The sequence below is a fragment of the Flavobacterium sp. 5 genome (assembly GCF_002813295.1).
In the GTDB taxonomy this organism is placed as follows: Bacteria; Bacteroidota; Bacteroidia; order Flavobacteriales; family Flavobacteriaceae; genus Flavobacterium.
Genome location: NZ_PHUE01000001.1, coordinates 3,570,956 through 3,589,849, shown reverse-complemented (window position 1 = coordinate 3,589,849; position 18,894 = coordinate 3,570,956). Strand labels below are relative to the sequence as shown.

The 18,894-nt window shown below is 30.5% G+C and carries 21 protein-coding genes; 9 read left to right on the top strand and 12 right to left on the bottom strand.

What is annotated here, in order from left to right; genetic code table 11:
• Positions 1–88: 88 nt before the first annotated feature.
• Positions 89–769 (top strand): Crp/Fnr family transcriptional regulator, encoded by a 681-nt coding sequence (locus tag CLU82_RS15040; protein WP_100843852.1) that lies wholly within the window; start codon positions 89–91, stop codon positions 767–769.
• A gap of 204 nt (positions 770–973) precedes the next feature.
• Here CLU82_RS15040 and mazG read toward each other — a convergent pair whose 3' ends face one another.
• From mazG to def, 3 genes are all read right to left on the bottom strand, one after another.
• Positions 974–1,747: a nucleoside triphosphate pyrophosphohydrolase gene (gene mazG, locus CLU82_RS15035; protein WP_100843851.1), complete on the bottom strand. Its 774-nt coding sequence runs from the start codon at positions 1,745–1,747 to the stop codon at positions 974–976.
• Positions 1,748–1,899: 152 nt separating this feature from the next.
• Complete coding sequence (locus CLU82_RS15030) at positions 1,900–2,385, bottom strand: DUF5606 domain-containing protein (RefSeq protein WP_100843850.1); 486 nt, start codon at positions 2,383–2,385, stop codon at positions 1,900–1,902.
• Between the two features lie 41 nt (positions 2,386–2,426).
• Positions 2,427–3,014 (bottom strand): peptide deformylase, encoded by a 588-nt coding sequence (gene def / locus CLU82_RS15025; RefSeq protein WP_100843849.1) that lies wholly within the window; start codon positions 3,012–3,014, stop codon positions 2,427–2,429.
• A gap of 195 nt (positions 3,015–3,209) precedes the next feature.
• On the opposite strand from def, the gene CLU82_RS15020 reads away from it, so the two are divergent.
• Positions 3,210–5,423 carry an FUSC family membrane protein gene (locus tag CLU82_RS15020; protein WP_100843848.1) on the top strand — a complete coding sequence of 738 codons (2,214 nt, stop codon included), beginning with the start codon at positions 3,210–3,212 and terminating at the stop codon, positions 5,421–5,423.
• A 78-nt stretch (positions 5,424–5,501) separates the two neighbouring features.
• Here the strand turns inward: CLU82_RS15020 and CLU82_RS15015 are convergent, their stop codons facing one another.
• From CLU82_RS15015 to CLU82_RS15000, 4 genes are all read right to left on the bottom strand, one after another.
• Positions 5,502–6,995 (bottom strand): malate:quinone oxidoreductase, encoded by a 1,494-nt coding sequence (locus CLU82_RS15015; RefSeq protein ID WP_100843847.1) that lies wholly within the window; start codon positions 6,993–6,995, stop codon positions 5,502–5,504.
• Between the two features lie 109 nt (positions 6,996–7,104).
• Positions 7,105–7,515 carry a Holliday junction resolvase RuvX gene (gene ruvX / locus CLU82_RS15010; RefSeq protein ID WP_100843846.1) on the bottom strand — a complete coding sequence of 137 codons (411 nt, stop codon included), beginning with the start codon at positions 7,513–7,515 and terminating at the stop codon, positions 7,105–7,107.
• A 29-nt stretch (positions 7,516–7,544) separates the two neighbouring features.
• The gene (locus CLU82_RS15005; RefSeq protein WP_100843845.1) at positions 7,545–7,826 is read right to left on the bottom strand and encodes a type II toxin-antitoxin system RelE/ParE family toxin; all 282 of its coding nucleotides are present in this window, start codon (positions 7,824–7,826) and stop codon (positions 7,545–7,547) included.
• Positions 7,816–8,049, bottom strand: a complete 234-nt coding sequence (locus CLU82_RS15000) for a hypothetical protein (protein ID WP_100843844.1) — start codon at positions 8,047–8,049, stop codon at positions 7,816–7,818. Before CLU82_RS15000 ends, CLU82_RS15005 begins: the two co-directional genes overlap by 11 nt.
• A gap of 98 nt (positions 8,050–8,147) precedes the next feature.
• On the opposite strand from CLU82_RS15000, the gene CLU82_RS14995 reads away from it, so the two are divergent.
• Positions 8,148–8,963, top strand: coding sequence for a 2,3,4,5-tetrahydropyridine-2,6-dicarboxylate N-succinyltransferase (locus CLU82_RS14995; protein WP_100843843.1), 816 nt, complete (start codon positions 8,148–8,150; stop codon positions 8,961–8,963).
• Positions 8,964–9,056: 93 nt separating this feature from the next.
• Here the strand turns inward: CLU82_RS14995 and CLU82_RS14990 are convergent, their stop codons facing one another.
• Positions 9,057–9,815 (bottom strand): lipopolysaccharide kinase InaA family protein, encoded by a 759-nt coding sequence (locus CLU82_RS14990; RefSeq protein ID WP_100843842.1) that lies wholly within the window; start codon positions 9,813–9,815, stop codon positions 9,057–9,059.
• Positions 9,816–9,970: 155 nt separating this feature from the next.
• Here CLU82_RS14990 and CLU82_RS14985 point away from each other — a divergent pair, with 155 nt between their 5' ends.
• A complete protein-coding gene (locus CLU82_RS14985) occupies positions 9,971–11,029 on the top strand; it encodes a glycosyltransferase family 9 protein (protein WP_100843841.1) in 1,059 nt (352 codons plus the stop codon).
• A gap of 163 nt (positions 11,030–11,192) precedes the next feature.
• Here CLU82_RS14985 and CLU82_RS14980 read toward each other — a convergent pair whose 3' ends face one another.
• The gene (locus CLU82_RS14980; protein ID WP_100843840.1) at positions 11,193–12,023 is read right to left on the bottom strand and encodes a glycosyltransferase family 2 protein; all 831 of its coding nucleotides are present in this window, start codon (positions 12,021–12,023) and stop codon (positions 11,193–11,195) included.
• A 54-nt stretch (positions 12,024–12,077) separates the two neighbouring features.
• On the opposite strand from CLU82_RS14980, the gene CLU82_RS14975 reads away from it, so the two are divergent.
• Positions 12,078–12,815, top strand: a complete 738-nt coding sequence (locus CLU82_RS14975) for a glycosyltransferase family 2 protein (RefSeq protein ID WP_100843839.1) — start codon at positions 12,078–12,080, stop codon at positions 12,813–12,815.
• On the opposite strand, the gene CLU82_RS14970 is transcribed toward CLU82_RS14975, so the two are convergent.
• The gene (locus CLU82_RS14970) at positions 12,807–13,517 is read right to left on the bottom strand and encodes a polysaccharide deacetylase family protein (RefSeq protein ID WP_100843838.1); all 711 of its coding nucleotides are present in this window, start codon (positions 13,515–13,517) and stop codon (positions 12,807–12,809) included. The genes CLU82_RS14975 and CLU82_RS14970 overlap by 9 nt on opposite strands.
• A 65-nt stretch (positions 13,518–13,582) precedes the next feature.
• Between CLU82_RS14970 and CLU82_RS14965 the strand changes: the two genes are divergently transcribed.
• From CLU82_RS14965 to CLU82_RS14950, 4 genes are all read left to right on the top strand, one after another.
• Positions 13,583–13,867, top strand: coding sequence for a hypothetical protein (locus CLU82_RS14965; RefSeq protein WP_100843837.1), 285 nt, complete (start codon positions 13,583–13,585; stop codon positions 13,865–13,867).
• A gap of 15 nt (positions 13,868–13,882) precedes the next feature.
• Positions 13,883–14,800: a glycosyltransferase family 2 protein gene (locus tag CLU82_RS14960; protein ID WP_100843836.1), complete on the top strand. Its 918-nt coding sequence runs from the start codon at positions 13,883–13,885 to the stop codon at positions 14,798–14,800.
• On the top strand, positions 14,800–15,762 hold the full coding sequence (locus CLU82_RS14955) for a hypothetical protein (protein ID WP_100843835.1): 963 nt from the start codon (positions 14,800–14,802) through the stop codon (positions 15,760–15,762). The genes CLU82_RS14960 and CLU82_RS14955 overlap by 1 nt, the downstream gene beginning before the upstream one ends.
• A 96-nt stretch (positions 15,763–15,858) precedes the next feature.
• Complete coding sequence (locus tag CLU82_RS14950; RefSeq protein WP_100843834.1) at positions 15,859–16,995, top strand: hypothetical protein; 1,137 nt, start codon at positions 15,859–15,861, stop codon at positions 16,993–16,995.
• Positions 16,996–17,247: 252 nt separating this feature from the next.
• Here CLU82_RS14950 and CLU82_RS14945 read toward each other — a convergent pair whose 3' ends face one another.
• Both CLU82_RS14945 and CLU82_RS14940 read right to left on the bottom strand, forming a co-directional pair.
• Positions 17,248–17,883 carry an acetyltransferase gene (locus tag CLU82_RS14945; protein ID WP_100843833.1) on the bottom strand — a complete coding sequence of 212 codons (636 nt, stop codon included), beginning with the start codon at positions 17,881–17,883 and terminating at the stop codon, positions 17,248–17,250.
• Positions 17,883–18,893 carry a ketoacyl-ACP synthase III gene (locus tag CLU82_RS14940; RefSeq protein WP_100843832.1) on the bottom strand — a complete coding sequence of 337 codons (1,011 nt, stop codon included), beginning with the start codon at positions 18,891–18,893 and terminating at the stop codon, positions 17,883–17,885. The genes CLU82_RS14945 and CLU82_RS14940 overlap by 1 nt, the downstream gene beginning before the upstream one ends.
• Position 18,894: the final 1 nt, after the last annotated feature.

Genomic DNA, 18,894 nt, shown 5'->3' with positions numbered 1-18,894 from the left:
GATATGCAAATTTTATAAATAGATTATGATAAAAAAATGACAAATATCATATAAATGTATAACTTTGTCCGTGAAAATCCTATCCGTTATGAGTAAATGTGAGCAATGTATCGTAAGAGAGTTTAGTTCTTTGAAAGCACTAAACAAAGATGAACTTATAAAACTTTCAGATTGTAAGACCTCCAAAATTATCAAAAAAGGAGAAAATATTTTTGAAGAAGGAGAAAATGTAAATGGTATTTTTTGCATCAAAGATGGTGTTTGCAAACTGACAAAATTAAGCCCAAACGGAAAAGATCACATTGTAAAATTGGTTACTAAAGGAGAATTATTAGGTCAGCGTTCCATGATTAGTGACGAACCTGCGAATTTAAGTGCTGTTGCATTAGAAGATATGCAAGTATGTTTTATACCCAAAACTGAAATACTAGGATTCTTCGATAAAAACAATCAATTTTCCATGAATGTTATGAAAACAATTTGTGGAGATTTAAAATCTGCTGATGACCACACGGTAAATATGGCTCAAAAATCGGTAAAAGAACGATTGGCAGAGACTTTAATTTATTTGCATGAAACCTTTGGTACGAATACTGATGGAACTTTAAAAATTCAGCTTTCCAGAGATGAATTGGCCAGTATGATTGGTACCGCAACCGAAAGCTGTATTCGATTATTATCTGATTTTAAAAAACTGGATTTAATTGAATTAGTTGGTAAAAAAATTGTTTTAAAAGACATTAATAAGTTAAGAAAAATAGCAGATTAGAGAATAAAACAAAAAATCAACACAAAGTATTACCACAATATTGTCATCCCGAGGAACGAGGGAACTCCGCAATATAATTCCTTAATTAGATTTTAGAGATTTAGACATTAAAGGTGTATTTTTTAATTTAGATTGTCGAGTCACTTGTGGAGATATCTCCTCCGTCGATATGACAAAGATTACGTGATACTGAATACTTAAAACCTACAACTTCTTCGCTTCGTTCCAAAAAACATCCATTTCAGCCAGTGTCATATCCATTAATGGCTTACCTAATTCATCGGCTTTGCTTTCTAAATACTGAAAACGCTTGATGAATTTTTTATTGGTTCGCTCTAAAGCATCTTCGGGATTGATATTTAAAAATCGGGCATAATTTATCATCGAAAACAAAACATCACCAAATTCGGCTTCCATTTTGTCTTGATCACCTTCAGCAACCTCGTCCTGCAATTCCTGTAATTCCTCTTGGACTTTATCCCAAACCTGATGTGATTCTTCCCAATCAAATCCAACTCCTTTTACTTTGTCCTGAATTCTGCTTGCTTTTACAAGTGCTGGCAAACTTTTTGGAACTCCTTCCAAAACTGACTTTTTACCTTCTTTGAGTTTTAGTTTTTCCCAATTTTGTTTCACTTCTTCTTCGTCTTTTACCACAACATCACTATAAATATGAGGATGGCGATGAATCAATTTTTCGCAAATTTCATTACAGACATCAGCCATATCAAAATCGTTCGTTTCACTGCCTATTTTGGCATAAAAAACAATATGCAGCAACAAATCACCTAATTCTTTTTTAACTTCGTTTAAATCATTATCCAAAATCGCATCGCCTAATTCATAGGTTTCTTCAATTGTTAAATGACGAAGCGTTTGTATGGTTTGCTTTTTGTCCCAAGGACATTTTTCACGCAAATCATCCATGATATCTAATAATCGTTCGAAGGCTTGGAGTTGACTTTGTCTGGTGTTCATGTTGTTTTGGTTTTTTGTAAAAATAAGAAATCCTGTCAGGAAAAACATCTTGACAGGATAAAATATATTTAGTTATTAGTGAATAGTTATTAGTAATTAGCTTGAAGTACGATTCATAATTCTATTGCTCGTTACTAATTACTAAGAGCTAATTACTCCTTTTTGGCTGCTGCTTTTTTAGCTGGTGCTTTTTTTACTTTCTCTGCAACTACTTCTTCAGCAACTGGAGCTACTTCTTCAGCAACAACCGGAGCCTCTTCTACAAGCAATCCTTTTGCTTGAAGCGTATTGTACCAGTTTACAATTTTCTTCACATCAGACGCATAAACTCTTTCTTCATCATAATCTGGTAAAATTTCTCTGAAATAAGTTAACAAAGTTGCATTGTCTTCTTTATGAGAAATCGTTTGACCTTTATTTTCTTTTTTGGCAATATTCTGCATGATTTCTGACAAAGGCTTTTCAGCATCATAAGTATAAATAGAAATTTCAGACAATAGACTTACATTGCTTTTCAAACTTACTGTTACTTTTTTTCCATCCAATAATGACTCTGCAACAAAACCTGTACGAGTTTGTACTTTTAAAACGTATAAACCTGGTTTCCCTGAAATGGATAATATTTTCTCTAAACTCATTTTATTATTTTTACTTATTTTTTATTGAAACGAATATACAACTATCTTCCTTTTTTGGCAAAAAATTTCATTCTGTAATCCTGAAATGTTTTCCCTTCGGTAATGTTTTTTAATTTTTTTTGAATCAATCTCTTTTTCAAAGATGATATTTTATCAGTAAATAAAATTCCCTCGATATGATCGTATTCATGCTGAATAACTCTTGCAATCAAACCATCAAAAACTTCTGTTTTCATAACGAAGTCTTCTTCACAATATTCAATTGTAACGGTTGGTTTTCTGTACACATCTTCACGGACGTCCGGAATACTTAAACAACCTTCATTGAAAGCCCATTCTTCACCTTCTTCTTTTATTATTTTAGCATTAATAAAAGTCTTTTTGAAACCTTTCAATTTGTTCTGTTCAGCATTTTCCAAATCTTCATCATCACTAAATGGAGTAGTATCTATAACAAATAAACGCAAAGACAATCCCACTTGTTCAGCTGCCAGACCTACGCCACTTGCATTATACATGGTTTCATACATGTTTGCAATAACTTCCTTCAAATTTGGATAATCAGGAGTAAGTTCCTCCCCTATTTTTCTTAAAACAGGATCACCATATCCTATAATTGGTAATATCATTTGATTTATTTTTATTAATATCTAGCGTAAATAAAGGAAAAAATCCACTTAATTAGGTTGGCAAAAGTAGTAAAAAAATAGATAATGATTTATCTCTCTATAATAATTAGCATATTTTTGTACTATAACATTTAATAGATTAAATAAAACCGTACAAAGCCATTTATAAATTACCTTTATATTAAACCAAATTAAATGATTGCCAAAATAGAAAAATTTACTGATAGCACCTATTTTACCAATGCCTTAAAAGCAACAATATCTGCAGTGATTCCGGTATTAGTTTGTACTTATTTTAATCATTTTGAAATAGGTTTTACTATTGCTCTTGGAACCTTTTTGACCTATCCTTGCGATATTCCAAGTAGTTTGAAACATAAAATAAATGGAATTATTGTTACTGCATTTTTGGTAGCTGGAATCAATTTATTAATCAATCTTACCTACCCTATTCCTTATATATTCTATCCACTTTTCCCGTTATTGATATTTATTTTAGCCATGCTGTCCGTATATGGTCAAAGAGCTACGTTTACATCATTTTCGGCATTGTTATCTGCATCATTGTCATTTGCACACATGCATACTGGTCTAGAAATGCTTCAGTATTCGGGTTTGATATTGACAGGAGGATTATTTTATTTACTTATCTCATTATTATTTCATTACATAAGACCGTATCGTTATGCCGAATTACAAGTTGCCGAATGTATCAAATTAACAGCCAAATATCTTAAACTAAGAGGAGACTTATGGAATAGTACTGCCGACAGAAAAGTAATTCTCGAAAAACAATTGCATCTGCAAGTTGAACTCAATGACATACATCATAATATCCGAAGAGTACTTATTGGGAAACAAATTAACGCTGTTTCATCAAATCAAAACCGAAAAATGTTGATTGCTTTTGTTTCTTTAGTAGAAATATTAGAACTGGCTCTCTCTACTTCATTTGATCATAACAGATTGCATCAAAAATTTGACAAACACCCCAAAACTCTGGCAACCTATCAAAATTTGGCCTATAACTTGGCTTCAACATTAAAACAATTATCTAAAAACATAGTAAAAAGAACCAATTTTATCCCAGAACATACTTTACGCACCAATTTAACGGCTTTAGAAAATGCTATTGGTGAGTATGAAAACGAATTAGGAAAAACAGAAGCTTCAGAAGGTGTTTTGATGCTAAAAACCATGCTCGAATATGCTGAAAAACAAATCGAAAAAATCAAAATCATCGAACGTACTTTTACATCTGTATCCAACAATTATGATTTTAAAGGGAAAGACAAAGATTTGGAGAAGTTTTTAACTCCGCAATATTATCCTATTAGTACTTTTATTGAAAACATCAGTTTTTCTTCAACTATATTTAGACATTCTTTACGATTAACAATTGCTATAATCTTAGGAGGATTAATTGGTAAATTTCTTCCATTTCAAAATGTATACTGGATTTTAATGACGACTATCATCATCATGAGACCTGGTTATGGTTTGACCAAACAGCGAACCATACAACGTGTTATTGGGACTGTTATTGGTGGCATAATTGCATTCAGTATCTTATCATTAATGCCAAATCATTTCATATTAAGCATTTTGGCAGTTCTCTGTATGTTGCTAGGTTTTGCCTTTGCACAAATCAATTATACGGTAAGCGCCACTTTTGTAACGATGTACATTGTATTTATATATGGCATATTAACTACTGATTATTTGGATGTTATTCAGTTTAGAATCGTTGATACATTGACAGGAGGATTATTAGCCTATTTGGCCAATCATTTTTTATGGCCTTCTTGGGAATATATCAAAGCACCGGAATACCTAGAAAAATCGATTATTGCTAATAGAAATTATTTAAAAGAAATTTTCACTTATTATACTCAAAAAGGAGAAGTTACTACCTCTTATCGTTTAGCACGAAAAAATGCTTTTATTGAAATTGGAAATCTTATGGCTTCTTTCCAAAGAATGTCACAAGAACCAAAATCAAAGCAAAAGAACATGTTATTGCTTTATAAATTGACAGAGCTTAATCACTCCTTACTTTCATCAACAGCTTCCTTAGGAACTTATACTCAATCACACAAAACTACCCCTTCGTCAAGAGCGTTTACGATTGTGGTCGAAAAAGTTCTTAAAAACCTCGAACAATCTATTGATATTTTAGAAAACAAAGAGATTCTCGAACTCGACGAAGCCTCAAACAAAGAAATAGCTAATCGATTTACGGAATTAAAAAACATCCGTGAAAACGAATTAAAAAAAGTTGATAATATAGATGAAGAAGCGTTTGTTATAAAAATGCAGGAAGCTCAATTGGTAATTGAACAATTAATTTGGCTAACTAATTTATCCGAAGGGATTTTAAAAAGCACAAAAAAACTAATGGAGAATTGAATAAAAATACAATGACAGCTTTTGGTCTCTTCGATTCGAAACCTAAAACTGTCATTTAGTATTTATTAAATAAATAAATTAATTTATTTTTAAAACTTCAGCAGTATTACTTCTAAGGACTGCTAATAGCTCTGGATTTTCATTTAAAGCCTGACCAAAAGAAGGAATCATAGCCTTCATTTTTTCCTGCCATTCTGGTGAATTAAATTGCTCTGGAAAACATTTTCCTACCAACTCAACCATTATTGAAACTGCAGTTGATGCTCCTGGAGAAGCTCCTAATAAAACCGCTAAACTTCCATCGTGAGTATTGATAATTTCTGTACCAAATTCCAATTTCCCAATTAACTCTTCATCTTTTTTGATGACCTGAACACGTTGTCCAGCTCTTTCCAATTTCCAATCTTTAGTTCTGGCTCCTGGAACATATTCGCGTAAAGCATTCATTCTGTCTTTTGGAGATTGACGTACTTGCTCAATTAAATATTTAGTAAGCGGAATATTTTTATATCCAGCAACAATCATCGGAATTACATTATCAGGTTTTATCGATAATGGTAAATCTGAATAAGATCCATTTTTTAAGAATCGGGTAGAAAATCCTGCAAATGGTCCAAAAAGCAATGCTCTTTCACCATCAATCATTCGGGTATCAACATGCGGGACAGACATTGGTGGTGCGCCAACACTAGCTTTTCCATATACTTTAGCTTGGTGTTTTGCTATCACCTCAGGGTTTGTACATTTTAACCATTGACCACTAACTGGGAAACCTCCATATCCTTTTCCTTCGGGTACATTTGCCTTTTCTAATAAAGGTAATGAACCTCCTCCTGCACCTATGAAAACAAATTTGGTATATATTTTTTTCTTTTGATTTGAAACCAAATCAGTGATTTTTATTCTCCAGGACTTGTCTTCTCTCTGTTTTAATTTTTTAACTTCATGACTGTAATGAATGGTAACATTATCCAATTTTGTCAAATACTCTAGCATGCTTCTGGTTAATGTTCCGAAATTTACATCGGTTCCAATTTTCATTGAAGTTGCGGCTACTTTTTCGTCTGGATTTCTACCTTCCATTACTAAAGGCATCCATTTCTGCAATTCAGAAACATCAGTACTAAAAATCATTTCAGCAAAAAGAGGATTCGATTGTAAAGCTTCGAACCTATTTTTAAGAAATTCAACATTTTTATCACCCCAAACAAAACTAATATGAGGAATACTTTTTATAAAATCTTCTGGAGAGGTAAGTTTTCCTTCTTTTACCAAATAAGACCAAAACTGTCTGGAAACTTCAAATTGCTCAGCAATACTAATTGCTTTATTTGGATTTATTTTCCCATCAGCTCCTTCAGGAGTATAATTAAGTTCACAAAAAGCCGAATGTCCTGTTCCAGCATTATTCCATGCATCTGAACTTTCTGCCGCAGCAACATCTAATCTTTCGTAAATATCAATTTTTAAATCAGGTTGTAATTCTTTTAAAATTAAACCAAGAGTAGCACTCATAATTCCTGCTCCAATTAAAACTACATCGGAAGAGGATCGTATTGTTGTATCGGACATTTTTGTATTTTTTAAGGAATTGCAAAATTAACTCTAAAAATCGCAAAAAAAAATTATTTTTTAGTTACAAAACACCTGAACAACATAACTGTTTGTTAAATTAATCATGTTATTTCCTATTCAAATAATCCTGAAGCATAATAGTCGCCGAAATTTCATCAATAAGGGCTTTATTTTGACGCTGTTTTTTATTAAGCCCGCTATCAATCATCGTTTGAAATGCCATTTTTGAAGTAAAACGCTCATCAACCCGAATAACTTTCATATCAGGAAAATGATTGGTAAAATGAGTTACAAATCCCTTAATTATTGAAGCACTTTGGGAAGGTTCCCCATTCATTTGTTTGGGTTCACCAATTAGTACTGCTTCGACTTTTTCTTTAGCAAAATAGTCTTTTAAAAAATCTATTGCAGTTGCTGATGGAATCGTAGTTAAACCCGAAGCTATAATCTGAAATTCATCAGTAACCGCTATTCCTGTTCGCTTTTGTCCGTAATCTATGGAGAGTATTCTTGGCATTTATTTATAGTTGAAAGGTGTTTTTTGATTTAAAATGAATTTCTATATTTCAAAATACCAATAACGAAAACGATTTCCTTTTTGACATCGATTTTAATAATTACAGTATATCCCTTAAATACAAAATCTCTATAATTGTCGTCATCAAAATAAATTGATTTTTTAAAATGAAATGGGTCCTTTAAATCGCTTTTAAAGTTTTTGATTAAATCATTTTTAAATTTTCTAGCAGCTAAAGGCTTATCTCTAGAAATAAAATTTACTATATCAATTAAATCATTATTAAATTCAACTGCTAATTTAATCTTCATATTTTGAAATAGTTTCTTCCAACAAAACATCTAACTCTTCAAAAGTGCTATATTTCGCAGTTCCATTATCAATTTTAGCTGCTCTTGCATGAAGCATTTTTTTATTTTTATTAAAATCAGCATCTTCCTGAACTATTTTCAATTCATCTGAAGAAAACGAACTCAATAATTCCAAGATTTTAGCTTTTATTTTAGGCTGAAATTCTAATCTAATCGTTTCCATAATTCATTAATTTGAAATACAAATATATAACAATTTCAACAAATTTCTCTTTTTTGCTATGAACCAAAATTGGTATATTTGCAGAAAATTTATCAAAAATGAACGAATTACAATCCATAATAGAACAAGCTTGGGAAAACAGAGCTTTATTACAAGAAACAAAAACTACTGATGCTATCAGAGAAGTTATTGAATTATTAGATTCAGGAAAATTGCGTGTTGCAGAACCAAAAGGTGACGGATGGCAAGTAAACGAATGGGTAAAGAAAGCCGTTGTTATGTATTTCCCAATTCAAAAAATGGAAACATTAGAAGCTGGAATCTTCGAATACAATGACAAAATGTTATTAAAAAGAGATTATGCTGAAAAAGGTGTTCGTGTAGTTCCTGGAGCATCGGCTCGTTATGGAGCTTACATTTCTAGTGGCGTAATTATGATGCCTAGTTATGTAAATATTGGTGCTTATGTTGATGCTGGAACAATGGTAGATACCTGGGCAACTGTTGGTAGTTGTGCACAAATTGGTAAAGATGTACACTTAAGTGGTGGTGTTGGAATTGGTGGTGTTTTGGAACCGCTACAAGCTGCACCAGTAATTATTGAAGATGGTGTATTTGTGGGATCAAGATGTATTGTTGTTGAAGGCGTTCACGTTGGAAAAGAAGCCGTTCTTGGTGCAAATGTTTGTTTGACTGCTTCTACAAAAATTATTGACGTTACTGGAGAAACTCCTGTAGAAATGAAAGGTTTTGTACCTGCTCGTTCAGTAGTAATTCCTGGAAGTTATACTAAAAAGTTTGCTGCTGGTGAATTTCAAGTGCCTTGTGCTTTAATTATTGGAACTCGTAAACCATCTACAGATTTGAAAACATCGTTAAATAATGCGTTAAGAGAATACGACGTAGCTGTATAAAAATCAGATTATAGTCAAATAAAAAAACCAAATTTCAATTGATAAATCGATTGGAATTTGGTTTTCTTATTTCTAAAAAAAAGATCGGAAATCTTATTTTTTACCTATTTTTCTTTTGAGATATTTTTTCTTGGTTATTTTTCTTTTGAATTGAGCGGTTTTCTCCAAAAGAATGGCATGCAATTTTTCTTCAGGTTCGTTGCTTAATTCAGCATATGCTTTGGCAATCACTTTAACCATCGTTTTAGACAACCACATTTTCTTAAAATTATCCATTCGCTCTTCAATAGACAAGTTTTTGAAACTCATTCGATTCAAATCTATGAGATAGAATTCATATTTTCCAGCCTCTTTTTTTACAACCAAAGTATTTCCTGGGGAATGATCCAGAAAATTAATTTTCGCTTCGTGCATTTTAAAAGTAAATTCAGTAAATTGCTTCAGAATTATATTACGTTCTGGAAATAAAGGATTATGAATTAATTCCCGAATTGTAAAATCATGATCAATTTGCTGAGATATATAATAGCTGTCTTTCAAAAGTCCAAATCCACTTCTATTTTCAATATAAGCAATTGGAAAAGGAGTCAAAATATGATGATCTAACAAATAATTAGCATAGTCAAAAGAGCGTTTGGCCTTAGTACTTCTAAAAAAAGAATAAATAATAGATTTGAATAACCCTGGTTTTTGAAAAAATTTAATATTTACCTTTTCATCAACAAGAAAATTGGACTTGATTGTATTTCGAGCCCCGGCAACAATCATATCTCCTTCGTTAAAAAAATTAGCAACTAACTGAAGAATAGCCTCTTCTTTACTTTTATATTTCGAATGAATGATTATTGACACAGCTTACAATTATAATTTGGTTTAAAAGTATAAAAAATAGAACTTTGCGCCAAAGAATACTGCCACAAAGAAATAAAACTTCCTAATTTGAGTTAATATTAAAAACTCAATATTGAGAATCACACACAAAAAATTAGTAAAACAAATAACTCATAATGAAAGTTTTAATCATACAAAACAAACGAATTGGAGATGTTTTAATCAGCTCGGTAATTGCTAATAATTTTAAAGCAAAATATCCTGATAGCAAAGTTCATTTTATGGCTTACGATTTTACTCACGGAGTCATTTTGAATAATCCTAATATCGACAAAATCATTTCTATAAATGATAAAGAATTAAAAAAACTTCCTGTTTTATTTAAACTAATTCGCCGAATTAAACATGAAAAATATGACATAATTTTTGATCCCTATTCCAAAACACAGAGTAAATTAATTTGTAAATTCTCTGAAGCCAAACAGACTATAGGTCACAAAAGTCGAAAAAAACTAGGCAATTGGGGATATTACACTCATCCTTTGACTATCTCTAAAGAAAAGACCAAAATTTGTGGTAAAGCAATTGAAGACCGAATTCATTTATTAAGTCAGGCGGGAAATTTTGAACCTATCAATTATGAACCTAAAATATTTTTAACAGAAGGAGAAAAAAAAGAAGATTGGCTAGGTAAATATACTGACAAGAAAGTTATAGTTCTCGGCGTTTTGGGAAGTACTCCTCAAAAATCGATGCCTTATGAATATGTAGCGGAAATGGTAGATTTTATTGCTTCTCATTATGACGTGTATATTCTTTTTAATTATGCACCACATCAAAAAGAAGAAGCACAAAAAATCTATGAAATGTGCCAGAATAAATCCAATATTATTTTGGATATTTATGCCAAAAGCATTCGTGATTTTATCAAATTGATGAATCAATGTGCTCTTTTGGTTTCTAATGAAGGAGGTACGGTACATATCGCCAAAGCTTTGAACAAACCAACTTTTACTATATTTTCTCCTTATGTAAGCAAAGATCATTGGGCTAGTTTTGAAGATGGAAAATTACACCACTCAGTACATTTACTAGAAATAAAACCTAATTTATTTGAGGAATTCACATTTGAGGAACGTAAGAAAATAGAAAAAAATCCAGATGAATTATACAAACAATTAACACCTGAGCTGATACTTCCTGAGCTAGATATTTTCTTGAAAAATAATTTATAAATTAACTAATTAAAGGGATTTATGACTGCGTGAGGGATTGAAGTGGAGCTCTTTTTGTGAGCGACGACTTTTTAGTCGCTCACAAAAAAGCGGGAACGTAAAGCCCGACCCGAACTTTTTGGGAGGGTCACGCCCAAAAATAAAGTCATAAAAAAAAGCAACCTTATATAGTTGCTTTGTTCTTTTCTATTCCAAAATCGGTTCGTTTTATCTTTTGAATTTTAGTTTCCTTTCTAATATTTCTATTCTTATTAATAGATTCTGGTGTAGCATAACCACGAGGATGATCCAAATGCAGACAAACAGTGCTGTAACGAATTTGTTTAGGTTTTATACCATAATTAACCAATCGTTCACCTAATTCTCTATCCTGCCCACCATATTGCATACGCTCATCAAATCCATTAACAGCTAGAATATCTTTTTTCCAACCTGAAGCATTATGTCCGTTCCAACTTGGAGTTGTTGGAGTCAAAAAGTTTAAAATTGAACTTTTTAAACCTGTTGAAGTCACTTTATTGTTTTTGAAAGAAGATTGCATTCCATTTTGCTTTAACCAAGAAACATCAAAACATTTCCCTGAATAAATATCCTCTTTTGTAATATTTTGAGACAATTCCAATGGTAATTTATGATACCCTCCAGAAAGGAAATAGCCTTCTTCTCTGAATTTAATATGTTGTTCTACAAAGTCTGGACGAGGAATACAATCGCCATCTGACATCATTATATAATCTGTTGTACAAGCTAATATAGCTTTATTTAAAATCTGAGATTTTTGAAAACCATTGTCTTCATGCCAAACATGGATGATAGGATAAAAGACTTCCTTTTTTAATTCATCAATTAAATCGAAAGTTTCCTGACGTGAACCATCATCGGCAATCACCATCTCGAAATTACGATACGTTTGAGTGTTATATCCCCAAATGACTTTTTTTAGCCATTCGACAGAATTATAGGTGCTAATTATAACGGAAATATTCTTTTGCATAATGTCACAAAGATAACCTAAAATTATTAATTTTGTTTTTCTTAAAATAAAAAAATGAGCAAATTAACCGTAATAATTCCTACTTACAACGAGATTGATTATATTGAAGATGCTGTAAAATCAATTGAATTTGCTGATGAAATTATTGTAATTGATTCTTTTAGTTCTGACGGCACTAAAGAAAAAGCACTTGAATTGGGCTGTATAGTACTTGATCGAAAATTTGACAATTTCTCTAGTCAAAAAAACCACTCCATTTCCTATGCCACTGGAGAATGGGTTTTATTTATTGATGCCGACGAGCGTGTTTCTCAAAAACTAAAAATTGAAATCTTATCGGTTATCAAAAATGGGAAACATCAAGGTTATAAGCTTCAATTTCCTCATTTTTATATGAATCGTTTTTTATACCATAAAGTAGATAAAGTGGTACGTTTAGTGAAAAATGATTCCATCTCTTTTTCTGGAGATGTTCATGAAAAACTCTTATTCAAAGGAAGTACTGGTACCTTGAAAAATTTCATGATTCACTATACTTATAAAGGTCTTTTTCATCTTTTGCAAAAGAAGGATTCTTACGCTTGGTTCCAAGCAAATACTTCTTTTAAAAAAGGAAAAAAGGCAGGATATTTTCAGTTAATATTCAAACCTTTTTATCGTTTTTTCTCGTCCTATATTTTAAAAAGAGGCTTTATGGATGGTGTACCTGGCTTGGCACTTGCCAGTATTAATGCTTATGGAGTTTTCTCCAGGTATGCTAAAATTATTTTAATCGAAAAAGGGCTAAAATAATTTCAATCTTCCTAAAAGTAATTTAATTTTAAACTTCAACATACTGTCTTCTCCTTTTATGTCAATTCGCATGATTTCATATGGATTCTTAAAAGGAAATTTATTAATTCTGTTCCCTATTCTCAATCCAAATTTTACATTATTTTTTTGTAAAACTTTTATAAATATTGATTTATTGGGTTCTTTTTTAGGATAGTCTCCATAAGGATAAGCTAAAGCATTATAGACTTTTAGATTACTATTCTCGATAATTTTAAAACATTTAGAAAAATCAGCATTTATTTCAGCTTCTGATAAAGCAGCATATCTGTTATGTTCAAAAGAATGAAGTCCTAATTCTACCCTACTATCTAATTCTTTCAATTGCTCTATGGACATTATCTTTTCGTTTCCTGAGTTCCATGAATCTACATTCCCAATATAGCCGAATGGAATAAAAAAAGTAGCCTTCAAATTGTACTTCTGAAGTAAAGGAACTGCATATATTAACTGATTTTCAGTAACATCGTCAAAAGTAATAATGACACTTTTTGGTTCTATAGTTATTTTGTTTTCTAATTCAGAAAAATGATATGTAGTATAACCCGCATCAACCAAGTAACAAAACTGTTCTTCTAACGTTTTATTGAAAACAGTAAGCCCTCTGCTATCATCTATAACATTTGAAACATTGTGGTACATCAATATAGGTAAACGTGTCATTTGCTAATTTTAAGTTAAAAATTATGACCGTAAATTTATTACATTTGCACTTCATAAACTTCTTTATGCAGAAAAATAATTTGTTCTCAAAAAACAGTATTGGGTTTGACGAATACAATTCGCAGTTAACATTAGAGGCTAAAGAGCTTGCTAATATACTGTATGAAAAGAAAATCAGACCAAATTACTTTCATTTAATCGCAATTCCTTTTGGGAATTTTATCAAAAATTATTTTTTAAAACTCCAAATACTAAAAGGCAAAGAAGGATTTATTCTCTCTTACATACAGGCTTTTGCGACCTTTAAAAAGTATTTATTTTTATGGTTAAAGTATCGAAAATTGGAATAAAACCTATATAGTATTATGTTTGAAGTTGCCGTTGTTATAATAAACTATAATTCAAGTAAACTTACTTGTGAATGCGTTGAAAGCATTTTCGAGAAGACTTCTCTTGATCTTTCATTGCAAATTGTGGTAGTGGATAATTGTTCTGAAAAAGAAGATTTTCTAAATCTTCAAAACACTTTTGTTGCTAAAAATTACTCAAATTTCAAACTAGTAAGGAGTTGCATAAATACAGGATTTGGTGCTGGAAATATGTATGGTTATCAATTTACAAATTCTAAATACATTGCTTTTGTAAACAATGATACTTTGTTTATAAATGATTGTTTATCCATATTGAAATCTGCCATAGAGCCTTATAGTGATGTAGCAGTTGTTGGAGGGCAATCATACACCGAACAAGGAAAAAGAATGGTGGCTTTTGATCATTTTGCTTCAATAACCAAAGAACTTTTGGGGAGGGATTTTTTGGAAAAAATAAACCCGAAAAAATATCCAAAAAGAAAGCTAGAATATAGACAACCTGTACAAGTAAATTATGTTCAGGGTAGTTTTATGTTTATAAAAACAGCAGATTTTAATGAAGTTGGTGGTTTTGATACAAATCTCTTTTTATATTATGAAGAAACAGATTTATCAATACGCTTGCAAAAAAAAGGCAAATCAAGCTATCTAATTCCAGATGCAAAATACATTCATTATCATGGAGCAAGCACACCAAAAAGTATTTTAATAAAAACCGAACTTAAAATCTCATTATTATATGTCATTCGTAAGCATTATGGCTATTTAAGCTTTTGGTTTTTGTTAAATTATCTAAGAATCAATTATATTTTCAGCACCCTATTTAAACCCAAATATTGGTATTTATTAAAAGTACTATTAGCTGGAGCTCCACTTTCAACATCTTTGAAAACTAAACAAATTATAAAATAATGAGAGTTTTATTTCTTTGCCCAGATTATTTTGGCATATATAAAGTCATTGAAAAAGGAATACAAAAGCAATTCAACTGTGACCTAACTTCCATCATATTTGAAGATTATCAATACAAAAATAGTTGGGAAAAAATCTTAAACTTTTTATCGAAAACGTTTTTCAAAAAAAACCTTAAAAAAATATGGGCTAGTAACGAAAGAATAAAAGACATAAAACCAGAAGATCGTTTTGATTATGTTTTTATGATTTGTCCCGATTTTTTAATTAACGAAGATTTAAAATATATTACCGATAAAACTCCAAATCCTATTGTTTATTTTTGGGATAGCTTCAATAATATCCCAAGATACGAAAGGACTTTGCCGTTTTTTAAAAGAAAATACAGTTTTGAACGTAAAGACGCAATAAAATATGACTTAAACTTTCTGACTAATTTTTATCATATTGATGGATATTCACAATCAACTGAAATCGATTTATTCTTTATCGGTACTTATGATAGTCGATTTCTTGTTATAAAGGAAATTTTGGATACTGTCAAACGTAAAAATAAAAATTCAAAAATCATACTTCAGTGTAATAATCCAAAAGTGATTAACGAAAATAAAGATACTGAAATTACTTTTATACAAAAATCAATTCCAATAGAAGAAACAGCAAAAATATTTAGTAATTCAAAAATTATTTTGGATGTTCAAAAAACGATTCAACAAGGACTAACATTCAGAGTATTTGAAGCAATGGGATTTAGAAAAAAACTCATTACTACAAATGCTGACATCATAAATTATGATTTTTACAATCCTAATAATATATTTGTATGGACTGAAGATTCTAAAGATATTCCAGATGCATTTTTTGAAACAGATTATGAAGAATTACCAGAAATAATATTTAAAAAATACAGTCTTGAAAGTTGGTTGAACACTATTTTTAGCGCTAAAAATTCACTTAAATAAAAATATCTATAGCCAACAACTACTATTCAATTGATAAATTATTAAACAAGCTCAATAGTTCCAAAAAAAGGATAACGGCTCTAAAAACAATCTAAAATGTCTTTAAAAAAAGAATTCGAAAAATCAATTCGAAAAACAAAACACTTTCTTTTACAGAGAAGCTATAAAAATTTTAAAATAAATTATTTTAAAAATAACTACTCTGACACAAAAAGACTGATACTTATTTTTACTCTTAGTGGAACACATAAAATTACGGGAGGTATACTTTCTATATGCACTATATTTTCGGTTTTTAAGAACCTAAAAAGCACTCATAATTGCAACGTAATTAGTAGTTTTTTACCCTACAAAAAAGATTTAGACTATAAATACCGAAATTTCGAAAATGAAATGATTATTTATAATTTTAATGAAATAAAAAAACTTTTTAAAAATCTAGATTATCTTGAAATTCATATTCCTGACATGATGGTTATTGAATTTAATAAAAATAATATTAAAATGGATCCTTTTTTTAAATGGATCACTGAAATAAAAGAAGTTCATATTAACATTTTAAACCAAAATGATTTACTTATGCCAAGCATAGATCATATTGAAGCATTAAAAGAAATATCTCCAAATTTGACCATGACTATGGCTCATCAACAATATGCTACAATAGAGAAACGAAATTATTATGGGATGCCTATTCATTTATTATCGCCTTGGTTGAATCCTGTTCCTTATAAAAAAAGGGGCTATTCTGAAAAAGAAAACCTAATTCTATATTCGCCAGACGAAATTCAATCTGTCCCTAATAGCAGTACAATTACAAAAAAAGAAATAATAACACATTTGAAAGAAAACCTAAAACATTATAAATTCATCGAAATTAAAAATATGAAATATGATGTTTACAAAGATTATGCTTCTAGATCAAAATTTGCACTTACTTTTGGAGAAGGTTTAGATGGCTTCTTTTGTGAGCCTATTGTTTCAGGAGGAATATCATTTGCCGTATATAATGAAATATTTTTCACCAAAGACTTTGAAAACCTCCCAACCTTATACAATTCTTTTGATGAATTAAAAGAAAAAATAGTAGATGATATTAACTATTTTGACAACAATGAGAATTATACAAATTACCATCAAATTCTAAATGAAATCTTAGGTAAAAAATATAGCTTCGATAAATTGAAAATAGACGCAAAAGAATTCTATTTAAAACAGTATGATTTTAAATAATCCGAAAAAACATTAGACTTTTTACAATATGATTCTTTACCCTGTCTCTACTTAAAAAAGAAACATTGATTTATAATACCAATGAATCATGTAGGAAAAAACTAATGAAAAATAAGTAAGGAAGTTTCACAACTAAAATGAGTTCGAGAGTTAATTATTTTACTACCTACTTTCCAAAAAAATCTAAATATAAAAAAAGGTTTTATTCAGGTTGTGAAATAGCTTCCTGTTTTTTTTTATACTTATAGTATCTTAAAAATTTAATATTTTAGCAGGTATTCCAAAAACAGTAGTACCTTCTTTTACATTTTTAATTACTAAACTCGATGCTCCAACAGTAGCTCCTTTACGAACCGTAACATGAGGTAATATTGTAGCTCTCGTATTAAGTAATACTTTTTCTTCTAATACTACAAAACCTCCCGTAAAACTATAAGCGCTTAAATGTGACCATTTATCAATCCTCGTATCATGCCCTAAACCCACATAACCTTGTATGGTAACAAAATCTCCAATGATACAATCATTACTAATATTGGAATTCATAAAAACAATTAAACCAACACCAACAACGGCATTTGTATTCAAAATTGTTGAGGGATGAATTAAATTCATAAACTTAGCTCCATTACTCAAAATTAGCTCTGTATAATATATTTTCCATTTAATACTTCCTAATGCACAAACGAAAACATCATTCTCCTCAATTTTATATTCTTCAACAGATGAAATAATTTCAGGATAATTTTCGAAACCATCTAAAGCATCTGATTTATCATCTAAAAAACCTTTTATAATATATTCTGTATTGTAGCCCGAACATTGTTTGGCAAGGTCATATACCTCACGTCCGAAACCTCTTGCACCTATTATTATTAAATTCTTCATTATTCAACTATTAAATTACAGGCTGCCCAGGAATATCCAACACCAAATCCTGCCAGAATTAAGTTTTTGCAATTAGCAGTTTTTCCTTGTTTTTGAGCTTCGTATAAAGCTATCGGAATTGTCGATGAAACTGTATTTCCACAGTCTTCCATTGAAATAAAAAATTTTTCTTCCGGAATCTTTATCTTTTTCCTTAAATGATTCAACATGTATTTATTGGCTTGATGAAAAACAAATAAATCGATATCTTCTTTCAATAAATTCGATTTTTCTAAAATTGCCTCTGTAAGCTTTGGAACAAATTCCCCTGTAAAATTAAAGATTTCTGTTCCGTTCATAAAGAGATTTTTATCATTTCGAACATTCCCAAATTCATCAACCACATCTTGATTTGTATTGGAAACTGGAAAACGCATTCCGCCTTGTTTTACAATTAAATTTTCGGCACCTTTCCCATCTGTTCCAAAGACAAAATTTCCAACAGAACAAAATCCTTTTTCACTGCTAATTAATGTTGCGGCTGCAGCATCTCCGAAAATTGTTTTATTGCTTTTATCCTTTGGATGAATAAATTTCGAATACGTTTCTGAAGTAATCAATAAAACATTCTTCGCCATTTCTCCGGCAATTAATCCTTTAGCCAAACTTAAACCATATACAAAGCCGGAGCATCCTAAATTAAAATCCAAGGCACCGACTGTCGTTTCAAGACCTAATTTTTCCTGAATGATACAGGCAGTAGTCGGCAAAAAATAATCCGGACTTTGAGTACAAAACAATAAAAAATCAATTTCTGATTTATCTATATTATGTTCCAAGAATAATTTTTCGGCTGCTTTTACAGCCATATCTGATGAGAACTCGTCTGTAGCACTAATATGCCTAGAATTAATTCCCGTTTTTGAACTTATTTTTTCAATACCCCATTCCGGAAATTCATGATTTATCAAATCATTTGACAAAACCGCTTCAGGCAGATAATACGAAATGGCTTTTATACTGGCTTTCATT

Bases quoted from the DNA above. Each gene is read 5' to 3' on its own strand.
- CLU82_RS14970 (WP_100843838.1), bottom strand. From the start codon at position 13,517: ATGACACGTTTACCTATATTGATGTACCACAATGTTTCAAATGTTATA.
- CLU82_RS15015 (WP_100843847.1), bottom strand. From the start codon at position 6,995: ATGTCCGATACAACAATACGATCCTCTTCCGATGTAGTTTTAATTGGA.
- CLU82_RS15030 (WP_100843850.1), bottom strand. From the start codon at position 2,385: ATGAGTTTAGAGAAAATATTATCCATTTCAGGGAAACCAGGTTTATAC.
- CLU82_RS14955 (WP_100843835.1), top strand. From the start codon at position 14,800: ATGAGAGTTTTATTTCTTTGCCCAGATTATTTTGGCATATATAAAGTC.
- CLU82_RS15020 (WP_100843848.1), top strand. From the start codon at position 3,210: ATGATTGCCAAAATAGAAAAATTTACTGATAGCACCTATTTTACCAAT.
- CLU82_RS14945 (WP_100843833.1), bottom strand. From the start codon at position 17,883: ATGAAGAATTTAATAATAATAGGTGCAAGAGGTTTCGGACGTGAGGTA.
- CLU82_RS15040 (WP_100843852.1), top strand. From the start codon at position 89: ATGAGTAAATGTGAGCAATGTATCGTAAGAGAGTTTAGTTCTTTGAAA.
- CLU82_RS14940 (WP_100843832.1), bottom strand. From the start codon at position 18,893: ATGAAAGCCAGTATAAAAGCCATTTCGTATTATCTGCCTGAAGCGGTT.
- CLU82_RS14995 (WP_100843843.1), top strand. From the start codon at position 8,148: ATGAACGAATTACAATCCATAATAGAACAAGCTTGGGAAAACAGAGCT.
- CLU82_RS14980 (WP_100843840.1), bottom strand. From the start codon at position 12,023: ATGCAAAAGAATATTTCCGTTATAATTAGCACCTATAATTCTGTCGAA.
- ruvX (WP_100843846.1), bottom strand. From the start codon at position 7,515: ATGCCAAGAATACTCTCCATAGATTACGGACAAAAGCGAACAGGAATA.
- CLU82_RS14975 (WP_100843839.1), top strand. From the start codon at position 12,078: ATGAGCAAATTAACCGTAATAATTCCTACTTACAACGAGATTGATTAT.
- CLU82_RS14985 (WP_100843841.1), top strand. From the start codon at position 9,971: ATGAAAGTTTTAATCATACAAAACAAACGAATTGGAGATGTTTTAATC.
- CLU82_RS15005 (WP_100843845.1), bottom strand. From the start codon at position 7,826: ATGAAGATTAAATTAGCAGTTGAATTTAATAATGATTTAATTGATATA.
- def (WP_100843849.1), bottom strand. From the start codon at position 3,014: ATGATATTACCAATTATAGGATATGGTGATCCTGTTTTAAGAAAAATA.
- mazG (WP_100843851.1), bottom strand. From the start codon at position 1,747: ATGAACACCAGACAAAGTCAACTCCAAGCCTTCGAACGATTATTAGAT.
- CLU82_RS14965 (WP_100843837.1), top strand. From the start codon at position 13,583: ATGCAGAAAAATAATTTGTTCTCAAAAAACAGTATTGGGTTTGACGAA.
- CLU82_RS15000 (WP_100843844.1), bottom strand. From the start codon at position 8,049: ATGGAAACGATTAGATTAGAATTTCAGCCTAAAATAAAAGCTAAAATC.
- CLU82_RS14960 (WP_100843836.1), top strand. From the start codon at position 13,883: ATGTTTGAAGTTGCCGTTGTTATAATAAACTATAATTCAAGTAAACTT.
- CLU82_RS14950 (WP_100843834.1), top strand. From the start codon at position 15,859: ATGTCTTTAAAAAAAGAATTCGAAAAATCAATTCGAAAAACAAAACAC.